The 22022-nt window shown below is 64.7% G+C and carries 14 protein-coding genes; 3 read left to right on the top strand and 11 right to left on the bottom strand.

Going from position 1 to position 22022, the window contains the following annotated elements; genetic code table 11:
* Positions 1–103: 103 nt before the first annotated feature.
* Together O5M90_RS24545 and O5M90_RS24540 are read right to left on the bottom strand one after the other, a co-directional pair.
* Positions 104–1207, bottom strand: coding sequence for an NDP-sugar synthase (locus O5M90_RS24545; RefSeq protein ID WP_269839066.1), 1104 nt, complete (start codon positions 1205–1207; stop codon positions 104–106).
* Between the two features lie 216 nt (positions 1208–1423).
* Positions 1424–2431, bottom strand: coding sequence for an NAD-dependent epimerase (locus tag O5M90_RS24540; RefSeq protein ID WP_137944081.1), 1008 nt, complete (start codon positions 2429–2431; stop codon positions 1424–1426).
* Positions 2432–2984: 553 nt separating this feature from the next.
* On the opposite strand from O5M90_RS24540, the gene O5M90_RS24535 reads away from it, so the two are divergent.
* The 3 genes from O5M90_RS24535 (at position 2985) to O5M90_RS24525 (ending at position 10986) form a co-directional block, all read left to right on the top strand.
* Complete coding sequence (locus O5M90_RS24535) at positions 2985–8564, top strand: DUF1800 family protein (RefSeq protein ID WP_440402412.1); 5580 nt, start codon at positions 2985–2987, stop codon at positions 8562–8564.
* The gene (locus O5M90_RS24530) at positions 8561–10000 is read left to right on the top strand and encodes a DUF1501 domain-containing protein (protein WP_269837743.1); all 1440 of its coding nucleotides are present in this window, start codon (positions 8561–8563) and stop codon (positions 9998–10000) included. The genes O5M90_RS24535 and O5M90_RS24530 overlap by 4 nt, the downstream gene beginning before the upstream one ends.
* 101 nt (positions 10001–10101) lie before the next feature.
* Complete coding sequence (locus O5M90_RS24525) at positions 10102–10986, top strand: hypothetical protein (protein ID WP_269837744.1); 885 nt, start codon at positions 10102–10104, stop codon at positions 10984–10986.
* Positions 10987–10992: 6 nt separating this feature from the next.
* Here the strand turns inward: O5M90_RS24525 and O5M90_RS24520 are convergent, their stop codons facing one another.
* From O5M90_RS24520 to xrtB, 9 genes are all read right to left on the bottom strand, one after another.
* A complete protein-coding gene (locus tag O5M90_RS24520; RefSeq protein WP_440402411.1) occupies positions 10993–12105 on the bottom strand; it encodes a DUF1972 domain-containing protein in 1113 nt (370 codons plus the stop codon).
* A gap of 2 nt (positions 12106–12107) precedes the next feature.
* The gene (locus O5M90_RS24515) at positions 12108–13346 is read right to left on the bottom strand and encodes a glycosyltransferase (protein ID WP_269837746.1); all 1239 of its coding nucleotides are present in this window, start codon (positions 13344–13346) and stop codon (positions 12108–12110) included.
* Positions 13347–13353: 7 nt separating this feature from the next.
* Positions 13354–14460 (bottom strand): glycosyltransferase, encoded by a 1107-nt coding sequence (locus tag O5M90_RS24510; protein ID WP_269837747.1) that lies wholly within the window; start codon positions 14458–14460, stop codon positions 13354–13356.
* A gap of 31 nt (positions 14461–14491) precedes the next feature.
* Positions 14492–15952: a hypothetical protein gene (locus O5M90_RS24505; RefSeq protein WP_440402409.1), complete on the bottom strand. Its 1461-nt coding sequence runs from the start codon at positions 15950–15952 to the stop codon at positions 14492–14494.
* A gap of 67 nt (positions 15953–16019) precedes the next feature.
* Positions 16020–17240, bottom strand: coding sequence for a polysaccharide pyruvyl transferase family protein (locus tag O5M90_RS24500; RefSeq protein ID WP_269837750.1), 1221 nt, complete (start codon positions 17238–17240; stop codon positions 16020–16022).
* Positions 17241–17378: 138 nt separating this feature from the next.
* Positions 17379–18809, bottom strand: a complete 1431-nt coding sequence (locus tag O5M90_RS24495; protein WP_269837751.1) for a Coenzyme F420 hydrogenase/dehydrogenase, beta subunit C-terminal domain — start codon at positions 18807–18809, stop codon at positions 17379–17381.
* Positions 18810–18869: 60 nt separating this feature from the next.
* Complete coding sequence (locus tag O5M90_RS24490; RefSeq protein ID WP_269837753.1) at positions 18870–20411, bottom strand: lipopolysaccharide biosynthesis protein; 1542 nt, start codon at positions 20409–20411, stop codon at positions 18870–18872.
* Positions 20408–21103 (bottom strand): exosortase-associated protein EpsI, B-type, encoded by a 696-nt coding sequence (gene epsI, locus O5M90_RS24485; protein ID WP_269837754.1) that lies wholly within the window; start codon positions 21101–21103, stop codon positions 20408–20410. The genes O5M90_RS24490 and epsI overlap by 4 nt, the downstream gene beginning before the upstream one ends.
* The gene (gene xrtB, locus O5M90_RS24480; RefSeq protein ID WP_137944093.1) at positions 21100–22017 is read right to left on the bottom strand and encodes an exosortase B; all 918 of its coding nucleotides are present in this window, start codon (positions 22015–22017) and stop codon (positions 21100–21102) included. Before xrtB ends, epsI begins: the two co-directional genes overlap by 4 nt.
* Between the last annotated feature and the right edge of the window lie 5 nt (positions 22018–22022).

Genomic DNA, 22022 nt, shown 5'->3' with positions numbered 1-22022 from the left:
CCTGCTCTCGCTGGGGTGTTGAATCACCTCAGCGTAGCCAGGCCATGTGTCAGCGCGATGGCAGCGGCCCCGCGGGCCGCCGCTTCAACACTCAGACCAACGCTCAGGCGCGCGCATCGCCCCAGCGCAAGGGTGTGACCTCATCGCCCACATAGCTGGTATGGCCGCTACGGTCCACGCAGTACTGCGGCGACATGATCATCTCCTGAACCAGCATGCCCTCGCCGATGCGGGTGTGCTCGATCAGCACCGAGCGCTCCACCGTGCAGCCGCCGCGCAGATGCGAGCCGTGACCTATCCAGGTCGGGCCCACCACCTTGGCACCGGCCTCGATGCGCACGTTCGAGCCGATATACACCGGCCCCTCGATCTGCACCTTGTCCCAGTCCACCGAGGTGTTCAGCCCCACCCACACCTGCGGGCGCACCTCGCGGCCCGGCACCTGCATCTGCGCCACCTCGCCGGCCAGCACCCGCTGCGTCACGGCCCAGTAGTCCGCCACCCGGCCGATATCGATCCACTCGAAGGGCCGGTTCTGCGCATAAAAGGGCAGGCCCTTCTCGACCAGCAGCGGGAACAGATCGCTGCCGATATCGAACTCGCGGCCCGGCGGTATCAGGTCCAGCACCGCCGGCTCGAAGATGTAGATGCCGGTGGAGGCCAGGGTGCTCTTGGCCTCCTCGGGCTTGGGCTTCTCCTGGAAGGAGGTCACCCGGCCGTCGGCGTCGGCCACGACAATGCCGTAGTTCTTGGTCTCCGAGCGCGGCACATCCAGGGTCACGACGCTGGCGATCGCACCCTTGGCCTTGTGCTCGGCCAGCGCGGCCTCAATGTCCAGGTCGATGATGGCGTCGCCGCACAACACGATGAAGGTCTCGTCGAAGAAACCACCGAAGTCCTGGATCTTGCGCATGCCGCCGGCCGAGCCGACCGGCTTGCACACCACCTCGCCCTGCTCGCGAACGCCTTCGTAGCTATAGCCCAGCTCGACACCCCAGCGATCACCGTCGCCGAAGTAGTTCTCGATCTTCCAGTGCATGAAGGCCACGTTGACCATGATCTGCTTGACGTCGTAGCGCGCCAGATGCTCGATCAGATAGGCCATCACCGGCTTGCCCAGGATGGGCACCATGGGCTTGGGTGTGTGCTTGGTCAGCGGCCGCACCCGCGTACCTTGGCCGGCGGCCAGAATCATTGCTTTTGCCATCATCAACTCCCTGAAAACTGATCGATCAATGCTAGATGCAACCCATCGCATCCCTGTGACAGCCGCATCGTCCCCGATTCCCGGCTGTCGACGACCAGAGTCGGCGACGAGTTTGTAACGGCATTTCACCGAAGCGGCGAGCGCACACATCCCCTCAAGCAAGAAGGGGACCCGCCCAGCAGCAACGATGGGCTGCGCACCGCAGCCCTTCGGTCCTCAGACCTTGAAATAGTCCCGATACCAGGCGACAAAGCGCTCCACGCCCTCGGGCACCGGCATCGCCGGCCTGAAACCGGTCCATTCGGCCAGCTCCTCGACATCGGCATGGGTGGCCGGCACATCGCCGTCCTGCAGCGGCATGAAGTTCTTCACCGCCTCGCGGCCGATGGCCTTCTCGATCGCCTCGACAAAAGCCATCAGCTGGATGGGCGCGTGGTTGCCGATATTGAAGACGCGGTACGGCACATTGGAGCGCGCCGGGTCGCTCTTGACGGCGTCGTACTCGGGGTCCGCCGTCGCCGGCCGGTCCAGCACCCGCACCACGCCCTCGGCGATATCGTCGATATAGGTGAAGTCGCGCACCATCTTGCCGTGGTTGAACACGTTGATGGGGCGGCCCTCCAGAATGGCCTTGGTGAACAGGAACAGCGCCATGTCCGGACGGCCCCAGGGCCCGTAGACCGTGAAGAAACGCAAGCCCGTGGTCGGCAGGCCGAACAGGTGGCTGTAGGTGTGGGCCATCAGCTCATTGGCCTTCTTGGTGGCCGCGTACAAGCTGACCGGATGGTCAACGCTGTGATGCTCCGAAAACGGCATCAGCGTGTTGCCGCCATAGACGCTGGAGCTCGACGCGTAGGCCAGGTGCTGCACACCGCTGTGGCGGCAACCCTCCAAGATGTTGGTGAAGCCGACGATATTGCTGTCGATATAGGCGTGCGGGTTCTCGATCGAGTAGCGAACGCCGGCCTGGGCTGCCAGATGCACGACACGGTCGAAGCGTCCTTCGGCGAACAGCTTGGCCATGCCCTCGCGGTCGGCCACATCGAGCTTGACGAATTCGAAGCCCGGCTTGCCTGTCAACCGCGCCAGCCGATCGTGCTTGAGTTGCACGTCGTAATAGTTGTTCAGATTGTCCAGGCCCACGACCTGATCGCCCCGGGCCAGCAGCAGCTGGCTGACATGCATACCGATAAAGCCGGCGGCGCCGGTGACAAGAACTTTCAACGCAATCTCCCAATACCCGAACCGACCAGCTCGCGGACCCATCACGACAAAGCCCCAAGCGCGCCCGGCATTCTCGCCCAGCCGGCGCCTCAGCGGCCCCATGCCCGACGGCAGCCCCCTATTTGGAGGGCCGAGGCAGTGTGGTCACACTGCCCTGGTACATCCGGCGGCGGTAGTAATTCACCGGCGTTGCAATGCCTTACCCCTTGGTACGTCTAAGCGTGCTTGATCTCACTGAATGCAAACCCCCATCTGCCGAAAATGCATTCAACAGATCTTCCGCACGACGACGGGTGCTGCAAGTCTCAACTTGGGTAGTACGACCATGATGCAACAGCTCCTCAGCACCTCGCTGACTCGCACGGCCTCCCTCGCCGCCCTCTTTGCCGCTTGTGTGGCGATCGCCGCTTACAGCAACGGCGGCGGTGACGCCGGAACCGGCCCGGTCGCAGCGCCGCTGCAATCCACACCGACGAGTACCTCTGCCACATCGGTCGCCAAGCCCGCTGCCACGACGGCCGCGGCAGCCAGGTCGGTCGTGCCCGTTCTCGCGATGCCTGCGACCGCCTCGTCCGACAGCGGGCCGACACTGCTGACCGTGCGCGCCCATGCGGACCTGGCCGGAGGCGTCGGTGCGATGGTGTCGCTGCGGGTGGACGGCGTGGTCACCGACAGCGTGGAGGTGCGTGCCACCCAGCCCACCGACTACGCCCTGGCCGCGCCCACGCTCAAGCCCGGCAGCCTGGTGGATGTGGTCTACACCAATGACGCCGCCGTCAACGGCGTGGACCGCAATCTCTACGTGCAGCAGATCAGCACCGCCGACACCGCCGTGCTGCCCACCGCCACCATCGTCAGCCTCGACAAGGGCAACGACAACGCCGCCTTCGACGGCCAGAACGTTGTCGCCGGCACCACCAACCTCCACAGCAACGGCGCGCTGCGCCTGGCCTGGCCCGCGCCCAACCTCACGGATCGCCTCACCGTGCGCGCCAGCGCCACCAGTGCCGGCGGCAGCGGCGCGCTGATGGTCGCGCGCGTCGACGGCATCGTCGTCGGCTCGGTCCTGGTCTCGTCCACCACGCCCGCCGACCATGTGTTCGCCGCCCCGCCGCTGGCCGTCGGCAGCCTTGTCCATATTGCCTTTGCCAACGCCGCCACCGTCAACGGCCAGACCCGCAGCCTGCGCGTGCACTACCTGATGTCCGGCACCACCGTGCTGCAGCCCAGCGCCGGCAGCATGTCCTTTGATGCCGGCAGCGGCCTGGCCGCCTTCGACGGTGCCAACGTCCAGCAGACCACGCAGAACCTGCTCACCGCCGACGGCGCACTGCGCGGCAGATGGCCTGCGGCCAATATGAGCGACACGCTGACCCTGCGCGCCAGTGCCCGCCTGGCCGCCAACGTCGGCCCCATCGTGCAGCTGCAGGTCGACGGTGTCGTCATCGGCACCGTGGAGCTGCGCTCCACCACCCCGGCCGACATCAGCCTGCCCACGCTGCCCATCAAGCCCGGCCAGCGCGTCGAGGTCATCTACACCAACCCTGCCGACGGCCGCGAGCTGCAACTGGCCTATGCCCTCTCCGGCAAGACCGTGCTGCTGGCCAGCAACAACACCCTCAACGCCGCCTGGCCCGAGCCCAACCTCACCGACACCCTCACCGTGCGCGCCCGCGGCGCGCTCGCCGGTGGCACCGGCCCCATCATGCAGGTGCTGGTCGACGGCATCCTCGTGGGCACTGCCGAGGTCAGGTCCACCGCCCATGCCGACTACCGCTTCGCCGTGCCTCCGATGAGCGCCGGGCGCAAGCTCGACATTGCCTTCGTCAACGACACCATCATCAACGGTGTCGATCGCAACCTCTACATCGCCTACGCCACCACCGCCAACACCGTCTGGCTGCCCGGCGCTGCCGGCAACCGCTACGACCTCGGCAGCGGCGCAGCGGCCTTCGACGGTGCCAATATCGTCGCACCCAGCAGCCTCTTGCACTCCAACGGCGCTCTGCGCGCCAGCTGGCCCGAGCCCAACATCACCAGCACCGTCACCGTGCGCGCCAGCGCCGTGCCTGCCGGCGGCGTGGGCGCGCTGATGATGCTGTGGGTCGACGGTGTCGCCATCAGCGCCGTCGAGGTCACCAGCACCTCCCCCGCCGACTTCATCATGCCCACGACCGTGCTCAAGCCCGGCAGCCAGGTCGCCGTGACCTTCGCCAACCCCGGCAGCGTCGGCGGCATCGAGCGCCAGCTCAACGTCAGCTACCTCATCGCCGGCTCCACCTACCTCACCCCGTCCTCCTCCGGCGTCAGCTACACCGGCGGCACGCTGTCGGCGGCCTGGCCCAGCGCCAACCTGACCGATACGGTGACGGTGCGTGCCCATGCGGACCTGGCCGGCGGCGTCGGCGCGATGGTGTCGCTGCGGGTGGACGGCGTGGTCACCGACAGCGTGGAGGTACGCGCCACCCAGCCCACCGACTACGCCCTGGCCGCGCCCACGCTCAAGCCCGGCAGCCTGGTGGATGTGGTCTACACCAATGACGCCGCCGTCAACGGCGTGGACCGCAATCTCTACGTGCAGCAGATCAGCACCGCCGACACCGCCGTGCTGCCCACCGCCACCATCGTCAGCCTCGACAAGGGCAACGACAACGCCGCCTTCGACGGCCAGAACGTTGTCGCCGGCACCACCAACCTCCACAGCAACGGCGCGCTGCGCCTGGCCTGGCCCGCGCCCAACCTCACGGATCGCCTCACCGTGCGCGCCAGCGCCACCAGTGCCGGCGGCAGCGGCGCGCTGATGGTCGCGCGCGTCGACGGCATCGTCGTCGGCTCGGTCCTGGTCTCGTCCACCACGCCCGCCGACCATGTGTTCGCCGCCCCGCCGCTGGCCGTCGGCAGCCTTGTCCATATTGCCTTTGCCAACGCCGCCACCGTCAACGGCCAGACCCGCAGCCTGCGCGTGCACTACCTGATGTCCGGCACCACCGTGCTGCAGCCCAGCGCCGGCAGCATGTCCTTTGATGCCGGCAGCGGCCTGGCCGCCTTCGACGGTGCCAACGTCCAGCAGACCACGCAGAACCTGCTCACCGCCGACGGCGCACTGCGCGGCAGATGGCCTGCGGCCAATATGAGCGACACGCTGACCCTGCGCGCCAGTGCCCGCCTGGCCGCCAACGTCGGCCCCATCGTGCAGCTGCAGGTCGACGGTGTCGTCATCGGCACCGTGGAGCTGCGCTCCACCACCCCGGCCGACATCAGCCTGCCCACGCTGCCCATCAAGCCCGGCCAGCGCGTCGAGGTCATCTACACCAACCCTGCCGACGGCCGCGAGCTGCAACTGGCCTATGCCCTCTCCGGCAAGACCGTGCTGCTGGCCAGCAACAACACCCTCAACGCCGCCTGGCCCGAGCCCAACCTCACCGACACCCTCACCGTGCGCGCCCGCGGCGCGCTCGCCGGTGGCACCGGCCCCATCATGCAGGTGCTGGTCGACGGCATCCTCGTGGGCACTGCCGAGGTCAGGTCCACCGCCCATGCCGACTACCGCTTCGCCGTGCCTCCGATGAGCGCCGGGCGCAAGCTCGACATTGCCTTCGTCAACGACACCATCATCAACGGTGTCGATCGCAACCTCTACATCGCCTACGCCACCACCGCCAACACCGTCTGGCTGCCCGGCGCTGCCGGCAACCGCTACGACCTCGGCAGCGGCGCAGCGGCCTTCGACGGTGCCAATATCGTCGCACCCAGCAGCCTCTTGCACTCCAACGGCGCTCTGCGCGCCAGCTGGCCCGAGCCCAACATCACCAGCACCGTCACCGTGCGCGCCAGCGCCGTGCCTGCCGGCGGCGTGGGCGCGCTGATGATGCTGTGGGTCGACGGTGTCGCCATCAGCGCCGTCGAGGTCACCAGCACCTCCCCCGCCGACTTCATCATGCCCACGACCGTGCTCAAGCCCGGCAGCCAGGTCGCCGTGACCTTCGCCAACCCCGGCAGCGTCGGCGGCATCGAGCGCCAGCTCAACGTCAGCTATCTGATCGCCAGCTCCACCTTCATCACCCCCCTCAGCGCTGGCGTCAGCTACACAGCCGGCAATCTGTCGGCCAGCTGGCCCAGCGCCAACCTGACCGACACGGTGACGGTGCGCGCCTATGCCAATGTGGCAGGCGGCGTGGGCGCGATGATGCATCTTCGTGTGGACGGCGTCATCGTCGGCAGCGTCGAGGTGCGTTCCGCCACCCCGGCCGACTATCGCTTTGCCGTGCCGCGACTCTCAGCGGGCAGCCGCATCGATGTGGTCTACACCAACGACGCCACGGTCAACGGCATGGACCGCAACCTGTTCGTGCAGTACGTGCAGACAAGCAGCGCGACGCTGGTGCCCTTCGCCAGCAATGTGGTGTTCGACGCGGGTTCCGGCGAAGCTGCGGTGGATGGTGCGGGCACCAGCAGCAGCAGTGGGGGCATGCACACCAACGGCGCATTGCGTTTCACCATGCCCGCGACAACGCCGGCCAGCAGCGCCGCCCAGCATGCCGCCTCGCGCATGCTGCAGCAGGCCAGCTTCGGTCCGACACTGGCGGACGTGGAACGCGTGGTGCAGATCGGCCAAGCCGCCTGGATCAACGAGCAGCTCGCACTGCCCTTTGTGCCGGACATGGTGGCCGCCGTGCAGGCGCGTTACGACCTGGGAGACGCCTACCGTCCCGGTGGCATCAACTACACGTCGAACTGGGTAGGCCAGCGTTTCTGGGCCTCTGTGGCCAACAGCCCGGACCAGCTGCGTCGGCGCATGGGCTTCGCCTTGCATCAGATCCTGATGGTCTCGCAGGCCGATTCGAATCTTGAACGCCATGCCCGCGCCTACGCCCAGTACGTCGACACACTCAATCGCCATGCCTTGGGCAATTACCGCGACCTCCTGGAGCAGGTGGCGCTCAGCCCGGCGATGGGCATCTACCTGTCACACATGCGCAACCGGCCCGAAAGTGCCGCTTCGGGCCGCATGCCCGACGAGAACTTTGCCCGCGAGGTGATGCAGCTGTTCACCATTGGCCTGCACGAGCTGAACGCCGACGGCAGCCCCAGGATAGGCGCTAACGGCCAGCCCATCGAGACCTACAGCAACGACGATGTGATGGCCATGTCGAAGGTGTTCACCGGTTGGAGCTGGGGTTTCCCGGATGGTCAACTCACCGAGCACACTTTCCGCTACGGCAACCCCGAGCTCAGCGCCGCCGGCGACCAGCGCATCGACACCCTGCCGATGAAGGCCTACCCCGGCCAGCACTCGAGCAGCGACAAGCGGCTGTTCAGCGGCAAGCCGCAGGCCGTTGTCATCCCCGCCGGCAGCAGCGCCCAAGCCAGCCTGAAGCTGGCGCTGGATGCCCTGTTCAACCATCCGAACGTTGGCCCCTTCATCAGCCGCCAGCTGATCCAGCACCTGGTGAGCAGTCATCCAAGCCCTGCGTATGTGGCACGCGTGGCAGCCGTGTTCAACAACAACGGCAAAGGCGTGCGCGGCGATCTGGGTGCCGTAGCCCGCGCCATCCTGATGGACAGCGAGGCAGTCAACCCACCGGCCGGCAGCGTTGGCAAGCTGCGCGAGCCAGTGAATCGCGTCGCTCACTGGATGCGCAGCATGCAGGCCCAGTCGGTAAGCGGCCAGTACGCCATAGACGGCGACATCGGCGCACTGGGCCAGCGCGCCCTTCATGCCTCCTCCGTTTTCGGCTACTTCCGGCCTGGCTATATTCCGCCGAACACCGCGCTCGCGACGGACAAGGTCACTGCGCCGGCGATGCAGATCGTCAATGAAGCCACCACCGCGCAATGGGTCAACCTGGCACAGCGCATGGCCAGCAATGGCTTAGGCTGGGTCGGCACTCAAAGCGATGTGGTGGCGCAATTGCAACCGCTGGCCGACCTGGTGGCGGCCGGCAAACTCGCTACCGTTGTCGACCGCCTGAACTTGCTGCTTTATGCCGGCAGCATGAGCAGCACGCTCAAGCAAGACCTGATGGACGCCATGATCAGCGTGAGCGGTGCCGACGCGTCCAGCCACCTCAACCGCGCCCGCGTCGCCCTCTTCCTGGCGCTGGCCTCACCCGACTACCTGGTGCAGCGATGACACGATCAATCCATACGGGCGCCTCGCGCCGCAGCTTTCTTCGCGCTGTTGGCGGCTTGGCGGCCAGCGCAGCCATCCCTCAACATGGCCTGCCCCTGGTCACCGGCCTCGCCGGCATGGCAGCACTGGCCAGCCAGAGCAGCCATGCGGCCACCACATCCGGCTACAAGGCCTTGGTCTGCCTCTATATGAACGGCGGCAGCGACAGCCACAACTGGGTCGTCCCCACCGACGCCACAGGCTACGCTGAGTACGTCCGTTCTCGCGGCGAGTTGGCCTGGGCAGCAGACCGTCTGCAAGGCATCACGGTCACCGGTCAAGCCGGCGGCCGCAGTTTCGGAATGCCGACGGAACTGACGCCGCTGCGCAGCTGGTACGAGGCCGGTCAGGCCGCCATCCTGGCCAATGTAGGACCGTTGGTGCGGCCGATCAGCAAGGCCGAGTACAGCGCCGGCGTGAGCGTGCCTGCCAAGCTGTTCTCGCACAACGACCAGGCCTCCACCTGGCAGAGCCTGGCACCCGAAGGCGCGCCCTCAGGCTGGGGCGGACGCATGGGCGACATCCTGATGTCGGCCAACGCGCATCCGGTGTTCACCGCCGTGTCGGCCAGCGGCAACGCCGTGTTCCTGTCTGGCAGCAGCGTCAGCCAGTACCAGGTGGGGGTGGAAGGCCCGGTGTCGGCCAGTGCCATCGGCAGCGCCAACCTGTTCGGATCGACCAGCGCCGGCAGCGCCTTGCAGCGGGCCTACGCGGCCGCCAGCAGCGACCGCATACAGATGGAATACGCCCGCGTGATGCAACGCGGCTTGAGCGCCAATGCCGCACTCCAAGGCGCGCTGACGGGTGTGAACGTGCCAGCCATCCCCAGCACCGCCGTCGCCCAGGTCAATGCGGCCAGCACCACGCTGGACAAGCTGAACCTGGCTCGCCAGCTGCGCATGGTGTTGCAGATCATTGCGGCTAACCAAGTTTTGGGTATGAAGCGCCAGGTGTTCATGGTGCAGATGGGTGGTTTCGACACTCACGCCAACCAGATGCGCGACCAGCCCACACAAATGGCGCAGGTCGCGCAATCGATCAACTACTTCATGGCTGCGCTGAACAGCCTGGGCCTGCAGAACAGTGTGACGCTCTTCACCGCCTCGGACTTCGGTCGCACCCTGCTGAGCAACGGCGACGGCAGCGATCACGGCTGGGGCAGCCATCACTTCGTGGCGGGCGGCGCCGTGCGTGGCGGCGCGATGTACGGGCAGTTTCCAAGCACCGCGCTCGGCACCGCTGATGACATCGGCTCCGGCAGGCTGCTGCCGACAATGGCAGTCAGCCAGATGGCTGGCAGCATGGCGGCGTGGATGGGGCTGAACGCTTCCGAGCAGATGCAGGTGCTGCCCTCGCTCGCCAATTTTTCCGGGCAGCCCGCCTTCATGAAGGTCTGACAGGACTGTCATACTCACCCGTTCTTGGTCGACCCGTCCGTCGCGACGCTTGCCGCGCGACGTCCCAGTTGGACGCACTTGAACCCAGGGTATTGCTTTCGATGTTCGATTCCCTCACATCCCCCGCATCGCGCCGTGCTTGGCTTGCCCGCTCGGCAGGGGCCTTGCTGGCCGGCCTCGGCAGCCCCTTGCTGTCGCAGGCGCAATCCGAGCCACTGGCTCGCATGCGCCGCATCAGCGAGGACATGCAACGCCCGCACGATTTCCCGCTGCACGGCGTGCAAGCCAAGAGCGGCTGGCATGTCGGCCCCTTCGTCGTCATGGGCGCAGAACCCTACGGAAGGGCGCTGCCCAAATGGTGGCGGCAAGGCCTGCGCTTCGACGAATGGCGCTCCGTGGCGGGCTGGTTCACCGTCTATCTCGATGCGCGCGGCAGCCCGGCGACCAACACGGGTGTCGAGATTGATGGCTTGGAGGTCTGGGTCCTGCAGCGCAGCACCCGTCGCTGGGTAGCGCTACGGGCTCAGCGTCAACCTGCCTGGCAAGGCGCCTACCACCCTAACGCCACGGACTCCTTGCGCAAGAGCGGCGGCCGCATGCCCAAGGATGACAGCGGATTTGTCGCGATTCCGACGACGGACTCCATGGTGCACGGCGGCGCCAAGCAGGTCGAACTGCCGTGGTCGAACGATGGCGCAGACATGCTTGCGCTGCTGGTGTCGATACGCCACCGGCTCGTCACGATCGACACCCAGCTTCCCGATGATCGTTCCCGGGCTCGCATGGGCGTGATCGCAGGTGCCGACTACTACCCCTGGGTTGGAGCGGGCCTCGCCGATCTGCAGGCCAAATACAACCCCGGTGCCGGATCGGGACGGCTCATCCAGTCCACCCCCGACTGGAACTACTCCACGGTGCTGCTGCGCGTACCAGCCCTGACGGCCGAGGAACTGCTGCAACTGCCTCCGCCAGCATTCACCTACTGACGCAGGTCAGCGCTTCGGCAGCCATTGCTCCAACAGCAACTGGTACTCGTTGAGCACCTGGCGCCAGGTGAACCGCCGCTGGAACTGCGCTCGGCTGGCTTCGCGCATGGCAGCGACGCGATCAGGCGCAGCCAGCAGGGCGGCCAACGTATCGCCGAACTGCCCAGCGTCGCTGAAGAATGCCGCGCCTTCCCCCGCCACCCAGCGATTGAACTGGTTGTCGTGCGCGATCACCGCATTGCCCGCGCCCAACGCCTCCACCAGCGATGGGTTGGTGCCGCCCACCTGATGCCCATGCACATAGGCCAGGCTGTGGGCACGCAGCGCCTGGACCACGGTCTTGTCGTAGATGGCACCGAGGAAAGCCACCTCCGGTCCGGCGGCCGCCTTGACCGCCCGGTGGTAGGCATTGCCTTCGTCGTACTTGCCCAGCACCGCCAGTTTCACGCCACGCGGGCCTGCACTGAACCCGGTGACCACTTCCAGAATGGAGTTCTCCGGCTCGGCGCGCGCGACCACGGTCAGGTAGCGGCCCGGCTCCAGACCCAGCGCCCGCACGGGCTCCTGCGGCGCTGAAGTCACCTCGGCCGCGCCATAGGGGATCATCGTGATCTTCGCCGCCTTCACCCGCGTCTGCAGGTGCCGGGCGATGCCGGGATGATCGGCCACCAGATGATTGCCCAACCAGCAGCCCATCCAGTCGTTCAACCAGAACCAGGTCTTGGCCACGCCCCCCCACTTGGCCCGGGCCCACTCGATGCCGTCCATATTGATGACGTTGGGCACTCCCTTGAAGCGCAGCAGAGCACAGAACACCGCCGTGTTGTAGCCCAGTGTCAGGCACAGGTCATTGAAGCGCGACGCGTGTTGAGTCGCCTGCCAATCGAAGGTGATTGTGCCCTTGGGCCCTTCCTGCGCGACCGGGATGTTCACGCGCTCCACGCCCTCCCAGCGGTCCTCATACACCGGTCCGCTGCCATCAATCTGGCAGTAAACGATCACACGCCAGCCTTGCTCCACCAGATGCAGCGCCAGATACTCGGCAAAAGTCTCAAAACCCCCATGGGCGGCGGGCACACCGCGGGTGCCCAGGATCCGTAGCGTCTTGCGTTGCGTCAACATCAACTCCCCACGCCGAGGTCGGCGTACAACTCCAGCATGGCCGCCCGATAGCGGTCCTTGGTGAATTCGGTTTCAACCATCGCCCGGCCGGCCCGGCCCGCCTCGGCCAGCCTTGTCGCGGGCATTGCCACGGCGCGCGACAGCAGCCCCGCAAGCGCCTGCACATTGCCGGGCTCGAAAGTCCAGCCGGTGACACCATCGCGCACCAACTCCGGAATGCCGCCAATGGCCGCACCGATCACCGGCTTGCCAAAGCCAAAGCTCTCCAGCACGCTCATCGGCGCGTTCTCATACCACTGCGAGGGCAGCACGACCACGCGCGCCTCCCGGATCAGTGCGTGCAGCGCTGCGCCCGACTGGAAGCCCAGGAACTCGATGCGCGCGCCGCTGTCGCCGGCGACGCTGGCAGCCAGCGCCCGCAGCGACTCCTCCTCGGGGCCGGTGCCTGCAATCTTCAGCGTCACGCCGGCGGCAGCCGCCGCACGGATCAGCGTGTCCACGCCCTTCTCCAGCGCCAGGCGCCCGAAGTACAGAAAGTAGTCGCCCGGCTCGTACTGCGGCAGCTGCATCGACGCATCGACGTAGTTCGGGATGTAGACCACCTTGTCGGCCGGAAACCCCCACTCGACGATCTTGGTCCCGAAGAAGCGGCTCGGCACGACCAGCCGATCCAGATGCTTCTGATAGGTGCCCAGAGCCCGATGCAGCCCGCTCTCGGCGGCGACGATGGCGCTGGCCGCCAGCGAGTCGCGGATGCAGCGGTACTTGATGACATTGAGCACCGAGCCCGTGCGGCAGCGCTCGCACACCCCTTCGCGGTTGAGCATCTTGTAGGCCGGGCATGCGACCTTCAGATCGTGCGCCGTCATCACCACGGGCACGCCCGCGCGCTTGAGCACCGGCAGGATGGAGGGCGAGTGATGGTGGTAGATGCAGTGCAAGTGCGCCACATCGGCCGGGAAGTCTCGCAGCAGCTCGCGCAGCTTGCGCTGAGCCTCGAACGAATAGATCACCTTTGACGCCATCACCAGCTTGTCCAGCGTGGAGTAGGCATTGCCGAACTCGAGTTCGTCGATGAAGTAGCGCGACCAGGGCGTGGGCAGGTTCTTCGGATGCTGCATCGCGAAGAAGCCGTTGTCCCAGCCCTGCTCCCCCATCAGCGCCGCGTGCTCAAGATACACGGCATCGGAGCCGCCGCGACGGTAGTGGTAGGTGTTGATGTTCAGAAGTCGGGGCATCGTGATCTCAGTTGGGCGCCAGCATGAAGTGCGCGTACTTCGCGGCAATGTCGCGCCAGTCGCAGCCGGCCGCCGCGCCGCGCATCGCCTGCTCCAGCGCGGCCTGCTCTGCCTTGGCAGAAAGCACGGCGCGCGCCAGGCCCTCGGCCATCTGCGGCCCCGGATCCACCCAGACGCCCGCACCTGCGGGCACTTGCTCGGGGAAGTCGCCCACCCGCGAAGCCAGCACCGGCTTCTCGAATGCGATTGCCAGTTTCAGCACGCCGCTGGTCGAGCCCTCGTGGTAAGGCATCGCCACCAGATCGCAGGCGCAGAAGTAGTTCTCCACCTCCTCGAACGGAATGCGCTCATTGCGCAACAGCACGTTCGGCAGACGGCCGAGCCGCTCGACCAGGGCCGCCAGTTCGGCCGGATGGTGACGTGCATCAAAGCGCCCCGCGACGACGAACACCACATCGTCGCGATCCTTCATCTGCTCGGCTGCCTGCAGGAACTCCACCAAACCCTTGCGCGGCTCCAGATGGCCAAAGAACAGCACGGCAAAGGCCGCCTCGGGCGCGGTCCAGCCAATGCGTCGACGCGCCGTGGCCTTGTCCGGCGACGCGAGGCGGAACAGGTCGTAGACCCCATGCGGCACGACCAGCATTGGCCGCTGCACACCCATGCGCTCCAGCGCCGAGCGCGCCGCCTCGGAGTGCACCACCAGCCGGTCAAAGCGCCGGTAGAACCAGGTGAACTCAGCAGCGCTCCATGGGCGCGGATAGTGCGGCAGCACGTCATGAACCGTCAGAACGCAGCGAATACCCAGCCACCGGAATACCGTGACCATCAGACCTTCGATCAAGGGCACCTTCAGCTGGGCCTGAAACAGCAGCGCCCGAGGCCGCTCGGCGATGACGGCCGCGAAAAACCGCACGATGTCCAGCGGATACCACCTTGACCGACGGAAAAACCGGCGGACAGGAACGCCGAACGAATCAAAGGTCTTCGGCAGGGAAATACCCGTGACGACTTCCGTCGGGATCGTCTTGTTCAATTCCCTAGCCAGCGACAGGCTGTAATCCGTCAGGCCAGAATCGCCGGTAAAGCAAGCAACACTAATATCACGACGCACGAGAATTATTCCGAAAGTTCAGCATCACCAATTAGAGTCGCTTCCGAGCAAAATCCGCTCGTCGCCCGACCGGACTCACGGGTTGTCGGTAGCGCCGCCTAAGCATTTCCGTGTAGCCAACCGTAAACCAGAAGAGGAACTGCATTGCACTCCCCCCCAGAACCGACATTTGATAAGGAAGCATCAGCGTCATACTTAATGCTGCGGCCGCACAAAATGTAGCAGCTGCACGATCATGCCCAGGCTGCAAACCGCCATTCGCAAGCCGCCAGCTAACCCAAAAAGTACGCAAGCAAATACCCAAGAAAATAGCAAACGCCAGGACTCCGCCATCCCAAAGCAATCTCGACATGGCATGCGCATCCAATCCCAAGCCATATTGCCGAACCGCCGTTCCCATTCCAATAGTGAAGCTACCTTCAATCGATGAACTAACGCCATGACCGATCAGCGCCGCGACAAAGCTGCCATGCTGAACATTCATTTGATACCAATGAATAATCGTTCCCACTCGGCCCCTGTGATCCGGCGTCACCATAAAGTCAGGATCAAATGTGTAGCCGAGTTGCTGCCCTGCAACTGCACCATCACCCCAGTATCTTATGTAGTACGTGACAGCAATAATCGAGAAAGCGAAAAATCCCGCCACTGCAGCAGCAAGCGCAAATCGCGGATTCCGTCTCAGGTCCGTCAGAAAAGCCACAACAAACAGCACCGGTATAAGCACCAGCGTGACTTTAGTTTCCGCCACAAGAATAGGAATCAGCAGACAAACCACGATACCCACCGCGAGCCGCATACTCATAAGCCGATCTCGACACAGTGCGGCAATCAAAACCATCACCAACACCAGAAACGACGCCATCTCACCGGTATATCCACCTGTGAGAATATTTCCTCCAAACGTACCCACGATGGCCTCATCGGAGCGTCCGATAGCCCCTGCTTGCGCCGCCCGCCAAGGACCGACCACCACGAGCTGCCAAAGACAAAATGGCACCTGCAACAAGGCAATGCCGATAAATATTTTGAACAGCAGCCGGCCACTTTCAGGCTTGAATCCACCCCAAATCAGCAGGGCAGCAACCCCGATGTACGGTACATAGCTCCGCACACCAACCATCGCTTGGACAAAGGGAATCTGGTTGACAACGCTTGAGAACAGCAGTGTCAGCAGGTACAGCACGACCAGCGGCACGAGGGAGCTGATGGGTTCTTTAGCGGCCTTGCCTCCCGCGATCCGGGCGGCAACCGTGATCAGCATGCTGCCGACGATGAGGGAACTGAGCCAGTTGGCCTGCCCGAACGATGCAAAGAACTCCAAGACACCGGTGACCACCAGAGCAACAAGAGTCGCCAGGACGATATGAAGGCGGGGGCTGGCAATCACCGCCACGCCTATGAGCAAAGCCGACAGCATGGCGACGGGCAATACCGCGCCCAACGCAGCAGCCAGCCCGCCGGCAATGCCGAGCACGATGGCGACGGCCAAGATGCCGAATGTTGCACCCGACCCCCGGTTGCCAGCAGGCCGCCTACGCACCATGCCCATTGCCATATCAGCCTCTCAACATATTTGACGAGCCGAGCGCCGCTTCACGCAGCAAACGGGCCTTTTCGCGCAGCGTGTCGATGATGCTGGCGCGCTGTTGCTGAATTCGACCGAAGGTCTGCTGCATGCTTGCCAGCGTGAGATCTTTTGTCTCGACCAGATAGTCGATTGAGCCGAACAGGTCTTCGTTGAGCCCGCGTGCCTTGCGGCTGTAGCCGATGGACAGCGTGGGCACAGCCTGCGAGAAGGCGGCGACCGTGGCATGGGTGCGAGCGGCCACCAGGGAGTCCAGCCCGGCGATCACACCCTTAAGCTCACAGGCGTTCAGGCCCGGCGGCAGCACATAGCAGCGATCAGGGCGGTTCAAGCGTTCGGCCAATTGCCGCAGATAGGTCAGGTCGCTGTTCGCGGGCATTTCCGCCTGGTCGACGTGATAGATCAGGCAGATCTTGCGACCCTGGTCATCGATCAGCCAGCGCAGAAAGTCGAGCACCGTATCTTCGAGCGAACGACCACCGCCTTGTGCGCTGAAGAGTTTGCGGATCAGCGGGCTGACATTGAAGCCCACGGCACCGCGGCATCGCTCCATGTCAACGCCCAGCGCTGCGCGTGGCTGGACCGAAGCGAGCCGGTAGGCCGGGTCGCCAACCACCTTGACGGGCAGACCATAGTCCTTGGCCAAAGAGGCTGCCGAGGTGGTTTCGCGGACGGTGATGCCCTTGTAGCCGCGCAGATGCGAGCGCATGGCGGAGACGACGTTGCCGTTCGCCTCAAACGGCCCCACCGAGGCGGCCCACAGATAAGTGGGCTTGCCCAGGGCACGAGCACGGTCGATCAGGCGGGACCACATATAGAGCGAGTGAATGCCGTAGTCCAGCGAAATGATGTCACCACCAATCATCAGCACGGCATCGGCACTCGCCAGATCGGCCTCGACGGCGGCGCTGTAGCGCGGCAGCAGCGGTTGCACGCCGGCCATGCCCGGCAAACGCTGCATCAACGAACACCACCACTTGAGGCTCGACGGCATCGCCGGGGCAGCAACGAAGCGCACACCATAGTCCGCGTGGTCAGGCCACTGGGCGATGTCAGCCGCAGCATCCACCGACGGCACCAGAAATTTGACGTTCGGGCCCTCTGTGGCTCGCAGTATGTCGATGGTGCCGCGCACCAAGGCCTCGCAGCCGCGATTGCCGAAACTGGTCTGACCGGCGAGATAGAAAACCATGAACTATCGACTCCTAGAAGCAATTGACTGAGGGTTCATCGGCGGCTTGATGAGGCGGAGGCGCCGCGCAGCGCCCTCCGTTCCGGCAGATGTAAACAGCCCCGACGCAGCACGAAAGAGGAAAGAAAGCGAAACCATTCAGACCAACCTCAGCTTCCTGGCCACCCGACGCGCCAGTTCTCCGGGCCGGGTCAGCAAGGGCAGCTTGTAAATCCATTCCATGGCTCGGACGTAGCGGCGCGTGCGGGCAGTGAAGATAGACAGATCGGCGCTGAGGCGCGCCTCAGCGAATGCGCCGTGAGTGGCCTCGCCGAGCCCGCGTCTCAGGCGCACGATCATGCGCCGATAGAACGACACTTGGGCCAGGCTGACGAAGCCGCGTTTGGGTGGCGTCCACTGCCCACGTCTGGCAGCGTCCGCCTGGCGGACGGCCAGGCCGTCACGGCGATGCCTGAAGTTCCCCTCCTGCGAGCGCACGATGTCGGCCAGCGACAAATCGTCGAGCTGAATCGCGCCGTCGGCCGCACCTTCACGCAAGATCTGCTCCAGCACCGGATGGCGATTGACCAGCACGTTGGTGCCCTTGGGATCACCCACGTAGCGCGGCAACCAGGCGTCACCCAGGCAGATATCGGCGGCCTCGCCGAAGATATCGTCGCAATGGTCGCAGGCCCGCAGTTGGAACATGGCCTGGCCCCAGTTGTGGCCGTACAGCTCCCGCGTGCGCCTGATAACGGGCTCGGTACTGCCCTTGCGCCACGCGGCGAAGCGGTAGTCGTCCGAACGGGACGTGCCCTCCTTGACTCTGAAATCGACGCGAGCCAACTCCTCGGGGGCAATACCGCATTGCCAGGCCAGCAGTTGCGCAAAGGCCTTGGTCTTCATGTGACCGCAGATCAGGGCAACGAAGAAGGTGAACTGTGCAGCCAGTTGGGTATCGTTCAGCGTCAGCAGGCGCATCGCCTTGACATAGCAGGGGACGCCCACGAAGGCGTAGCGCCTGCCGTTGCCCTTGAGCCCGGCCACTACGTCCGAAAAGTCGCAGTTGTAGTACTGCGACTTGCGCTTGGCGCGCAACTCCGCCGTTGTATGAGACACGGCGTACTCGAAGAGTTCTGCCCCGTCGCCCGGGCCGACATGCACCACGCCGTCGATGACGCCAGTTTCGAGCAAACGCTGCAACACCCAGGTCGTCAAACCGCCCGAACTGCTGCGCATGACAGTCGCCTCATCGCGCACCTGTCCTGCCGACAGGCTCAGGTAAAGCCCGACTTCATCAGCCTGATGCGTCGCCCCGGCATGCACGATGCGGGCGATCTCCGTCTCATCAAGAGCCGTGGGCGAGAACGGGCATGCTCGGGCGGCGCGTTGCAGGTCCTCGGGCTTTGCTTGCGCTATCACGGGCACGCGCCGGTAGGTCTCGTCCTCGCTAAAGCGGATGCGCCCCTCACTCGCCACGGCGCATGCGCCACAGCCGACACAGAAGCCGCCGTCGATCACAGGCACGATGCCCTTGTCGGCAGCGAGGGGCGATGTTGCCGCAGAGGCTGCAGCACTACTCATCAACATGATTCCCTCCGACCTGCCCAGCAGACCTGTCTACGCCAAACCTGCACCTAAAGCTGGAACTCACCACACGAACACCTTCACCGGCAGGAGTTTGTTGATCATTGAGCGCTCTCCGTCAGCGAACGGCCGCAACACGGCACAGACCCCGAGGCAGACCGCCGCTGAAGCCACGAGCACGACCAAGAGCGCGAGAGTGCCGCCACTGGCCGCATCCGCGAGTCCGACAGCGCGTAGCGCTAAAGCCGTCAGCACGATGGCCAGGGCAAACTTCGAGAGACTCAGCAGCGGCAAACGGAAGGCCATGCCAGAGGCTTTCAGATAGCCGACCATCACGGCGCCCCATGACAGTTCGGCCACGACCAGCCCGCCGCACAGCGACCATATGCCAAAGCTCGAATAACCCGCCACCCCAAGCCCGATACCGACGACGGAGACCAGGGTCGCAACAAGCCCACCGGAACCGATCTCCATCGTGAAACCTAGCAGCGCAATCACCGCGCGGATCGATTGGATGAACAGCAGAAATACGAAAAAGTACAGGTAGGCGATGCCATCGGTCATGCGTCCGCCCGACAGCAATGCCATCAACGGTTCGCCGGCAACCAGCAGCGCGGTCGTGATCGGCGCCAACATCAACACATTGATCTTGATGACCGTACCCGCCAGCTGAACCAAATCCGACATGGACCGACCGCTAGTCTTGGCCGAGATGAACAGCGGGCGGACCCAGCCAATGAGCAGGTAGCTCGGCAGGTACTTCTGGATCGTGGCCGACAGTGCCGAGGCGAAGCCGAAGGCGGCGATGGCCTGCGTACCGAGCAGGCGGCTGACCAGCAGCTTGACCATCTCCGTCCCGGTCAGGAGGTAGATGACCTGCGAGAAGTAGGTGGGAATCGAGAACCGCAGTTGCCGGGCCATGGCCGGCACATGCAAGGTTTGCGCCACAGACTCGCGCGCCCGCCTTGCACCATACTGCAGCAACAGCCCGCAGGACGCTACAGCGCCGAGGGCAGAGGTGGCCACCTCGATGCTCAGCCACAGTTCCAGCGGCACCTCATGCCTGCCTGCGCCGCCGACCAGCAGCAGGCCGAGCAGCTTGCTTCCGTTCCTGAGCAGCGCGGAAGCCTGCGCCCGCCCCTGCTGCAGCATCGACTCGAACTCCACATCGATGAACCGCGCAATGCCTTCAAAGCACAAAAGCAGGGCAAACAGGCGCAAGACCGTGGTCGTGTATGCGGGGCCTGCGAGTTCGGCCAGCGTGGGAGCCGCGATGAAGATCGCCGCGCCGCACAACACAAGGGTGGCGACGCGGTAGGCGGTGAGCCTATGCACCAAGGCCTGCAAGCCTACGCCGCCACCGGCTGGCCTCAGCTCCGGCAGGTAACGGAAAGCGATCGCATAGGCGCCGGGGCTTGCCGCCAGTTGCAGGATCTCGAATGCCGCGAATAAGGTGATGTAGACCCCGTAGTGGTCGCGGCTCAGGGACCGAACCAACAGCAGCAGCGTCGCAATGCCGATCAGCACCGAGAAGACCTTGCCGATCGCGAAGTGGCTCAGGCTCTTCTTTGCAACCGCTGTTGTGCTCGGCCCATCCTTGGTCATCGACCGGCCCCCGAGGGATTGCCGAAGGCTCGGGCGCGATTCTCGCCCTGAACAGCCATCGCCATTTCCTCGATGAATTTCCGGTGAATACCATAGGCGCGCTCAGTGTCTGCGTCGATGGTCGACACCCGCACCAGCATGCCATCCGGGATGATGCCGCGCGCGCTGTACGTCAGCTGAGCCATTTTCTGTTCTGTACCACTGAGCGCGATACGCTCGCCGACCACCATCCAGTAGGTGATGGGCTCGATACGACTACCCTGCTGGGCCACGAGCAACCTGCTGGGTACCTGATGCGTGCCCACAGACACCGTCGACGTGCGATCACCGCGCACTTGAAAACCCTGTGCTGGGTAGCAGACATCCGGTCGATGAGCGCGTGTCCCGTCGGACTGGTCACCGCCATAGGCCACAGACAGCATCACGCGATCACCGGCCGAGTTCACATAAGTCCGGCTCAGAGTCTGGTTGTAGATCTTGTTCAGCACCGCCTGCTGATCGGGTGAAACAAGTTGCACCGGCCCGCGAGTGTCCTCGGACCAGCCAGCAAAGCTGCCGGGAAACAATTGCGCCAGTTCCAGCTTCGGCCGCATGTCTGCCAAATGTTGCGTCGGACGCAAGGCGTTGGCGGCCAGCGCCGCCAGCACCGCCAGAACAGCAACCAGCACGGACTTCCATCGAGCGGCGGTCATCGCTTGGACTCCTTGCGATGGGCCGGCAGAAAGAGTCCGAGAACTTTGTCCAGACCGAGCATCAGCACCAGCGCGACCATGAACAGCACCATGCCGGCGAAGCCGTGTACAAAGCCCTGGCCGGCCTCATCACCGAAGTGATAGGTGACCAAGACCAGGATCATCACGCGCACGATGTTGGCCACAAAGGCAGTAGGCACCAGCAAGATGGCGAGGGCCACATTGCGCACCGGATTGGTGTAGGCCATGAGGTTCATGTACAGCAGCCCCAAGGCTTCCAGCGTGAACATGCTGTTCAGACCGGCGCAGGCATCAGCCACCAGCAACTGGTACTGGCCGACAGTCATGATGACGCCGGAGCGCCCCACTGGATAGCCAAGGGCGTAAAGAATCGAGCTGGCGATTGCCGATACCGCTGACTTCAACGGTGCAGTCACTGCCGCCACCAAGGCCTCGGGCAGCGGCACCATGAACAACATGAAGAACAGCGGGAACCAAAGCAAACGCAGTGCCGCGCGACCTTTGAACACCAAACACAAGGCCATCAGCATGCCGATCTGCGAACCGATGGCAAACGTGACGATATCCTGGGAGCGGCCCACCGCATACAGCAGCAAGCTGAACAGCAAGAGCGGCCAGCCCAGCCAGCCCGCCGGTTGCGCGCTCAGGGCGGCCAGATCATGCCGGCGGCGGTACAGCAACCAGCCACTCACCGCCAGGATGATCGGGCCATGGCCCTGCTCGTCGGTGGCCCAGACGGTGGTGGACAGGTCCATCCAGGCCGGCACATACAGCAAGGCAAAGCCGGCCAGCAGCAAGCCCAATACCACCAGGTCGCCCCCGGCGGGCAGAAGAGGTTCACGCCCGCGCGACGCTGGAGGCGCCGCGTCGCGCGGATTGGTCGCGGCAGTCATGTGAG

This window comes from Paucibacter sp. M5-1, from assembly GCF_027498415.2.
Taxonomy (GTDB): Bacteria; Pseudomonadota; Gammaproteobacteria; order Burkholderiales; family Burkholderiaceae_C; genus Roseateles_E.
Note: the sequence above shows the minus strand (reverse complement) of the source record. Positions and strands in the feature narration are given on the sequence as shown.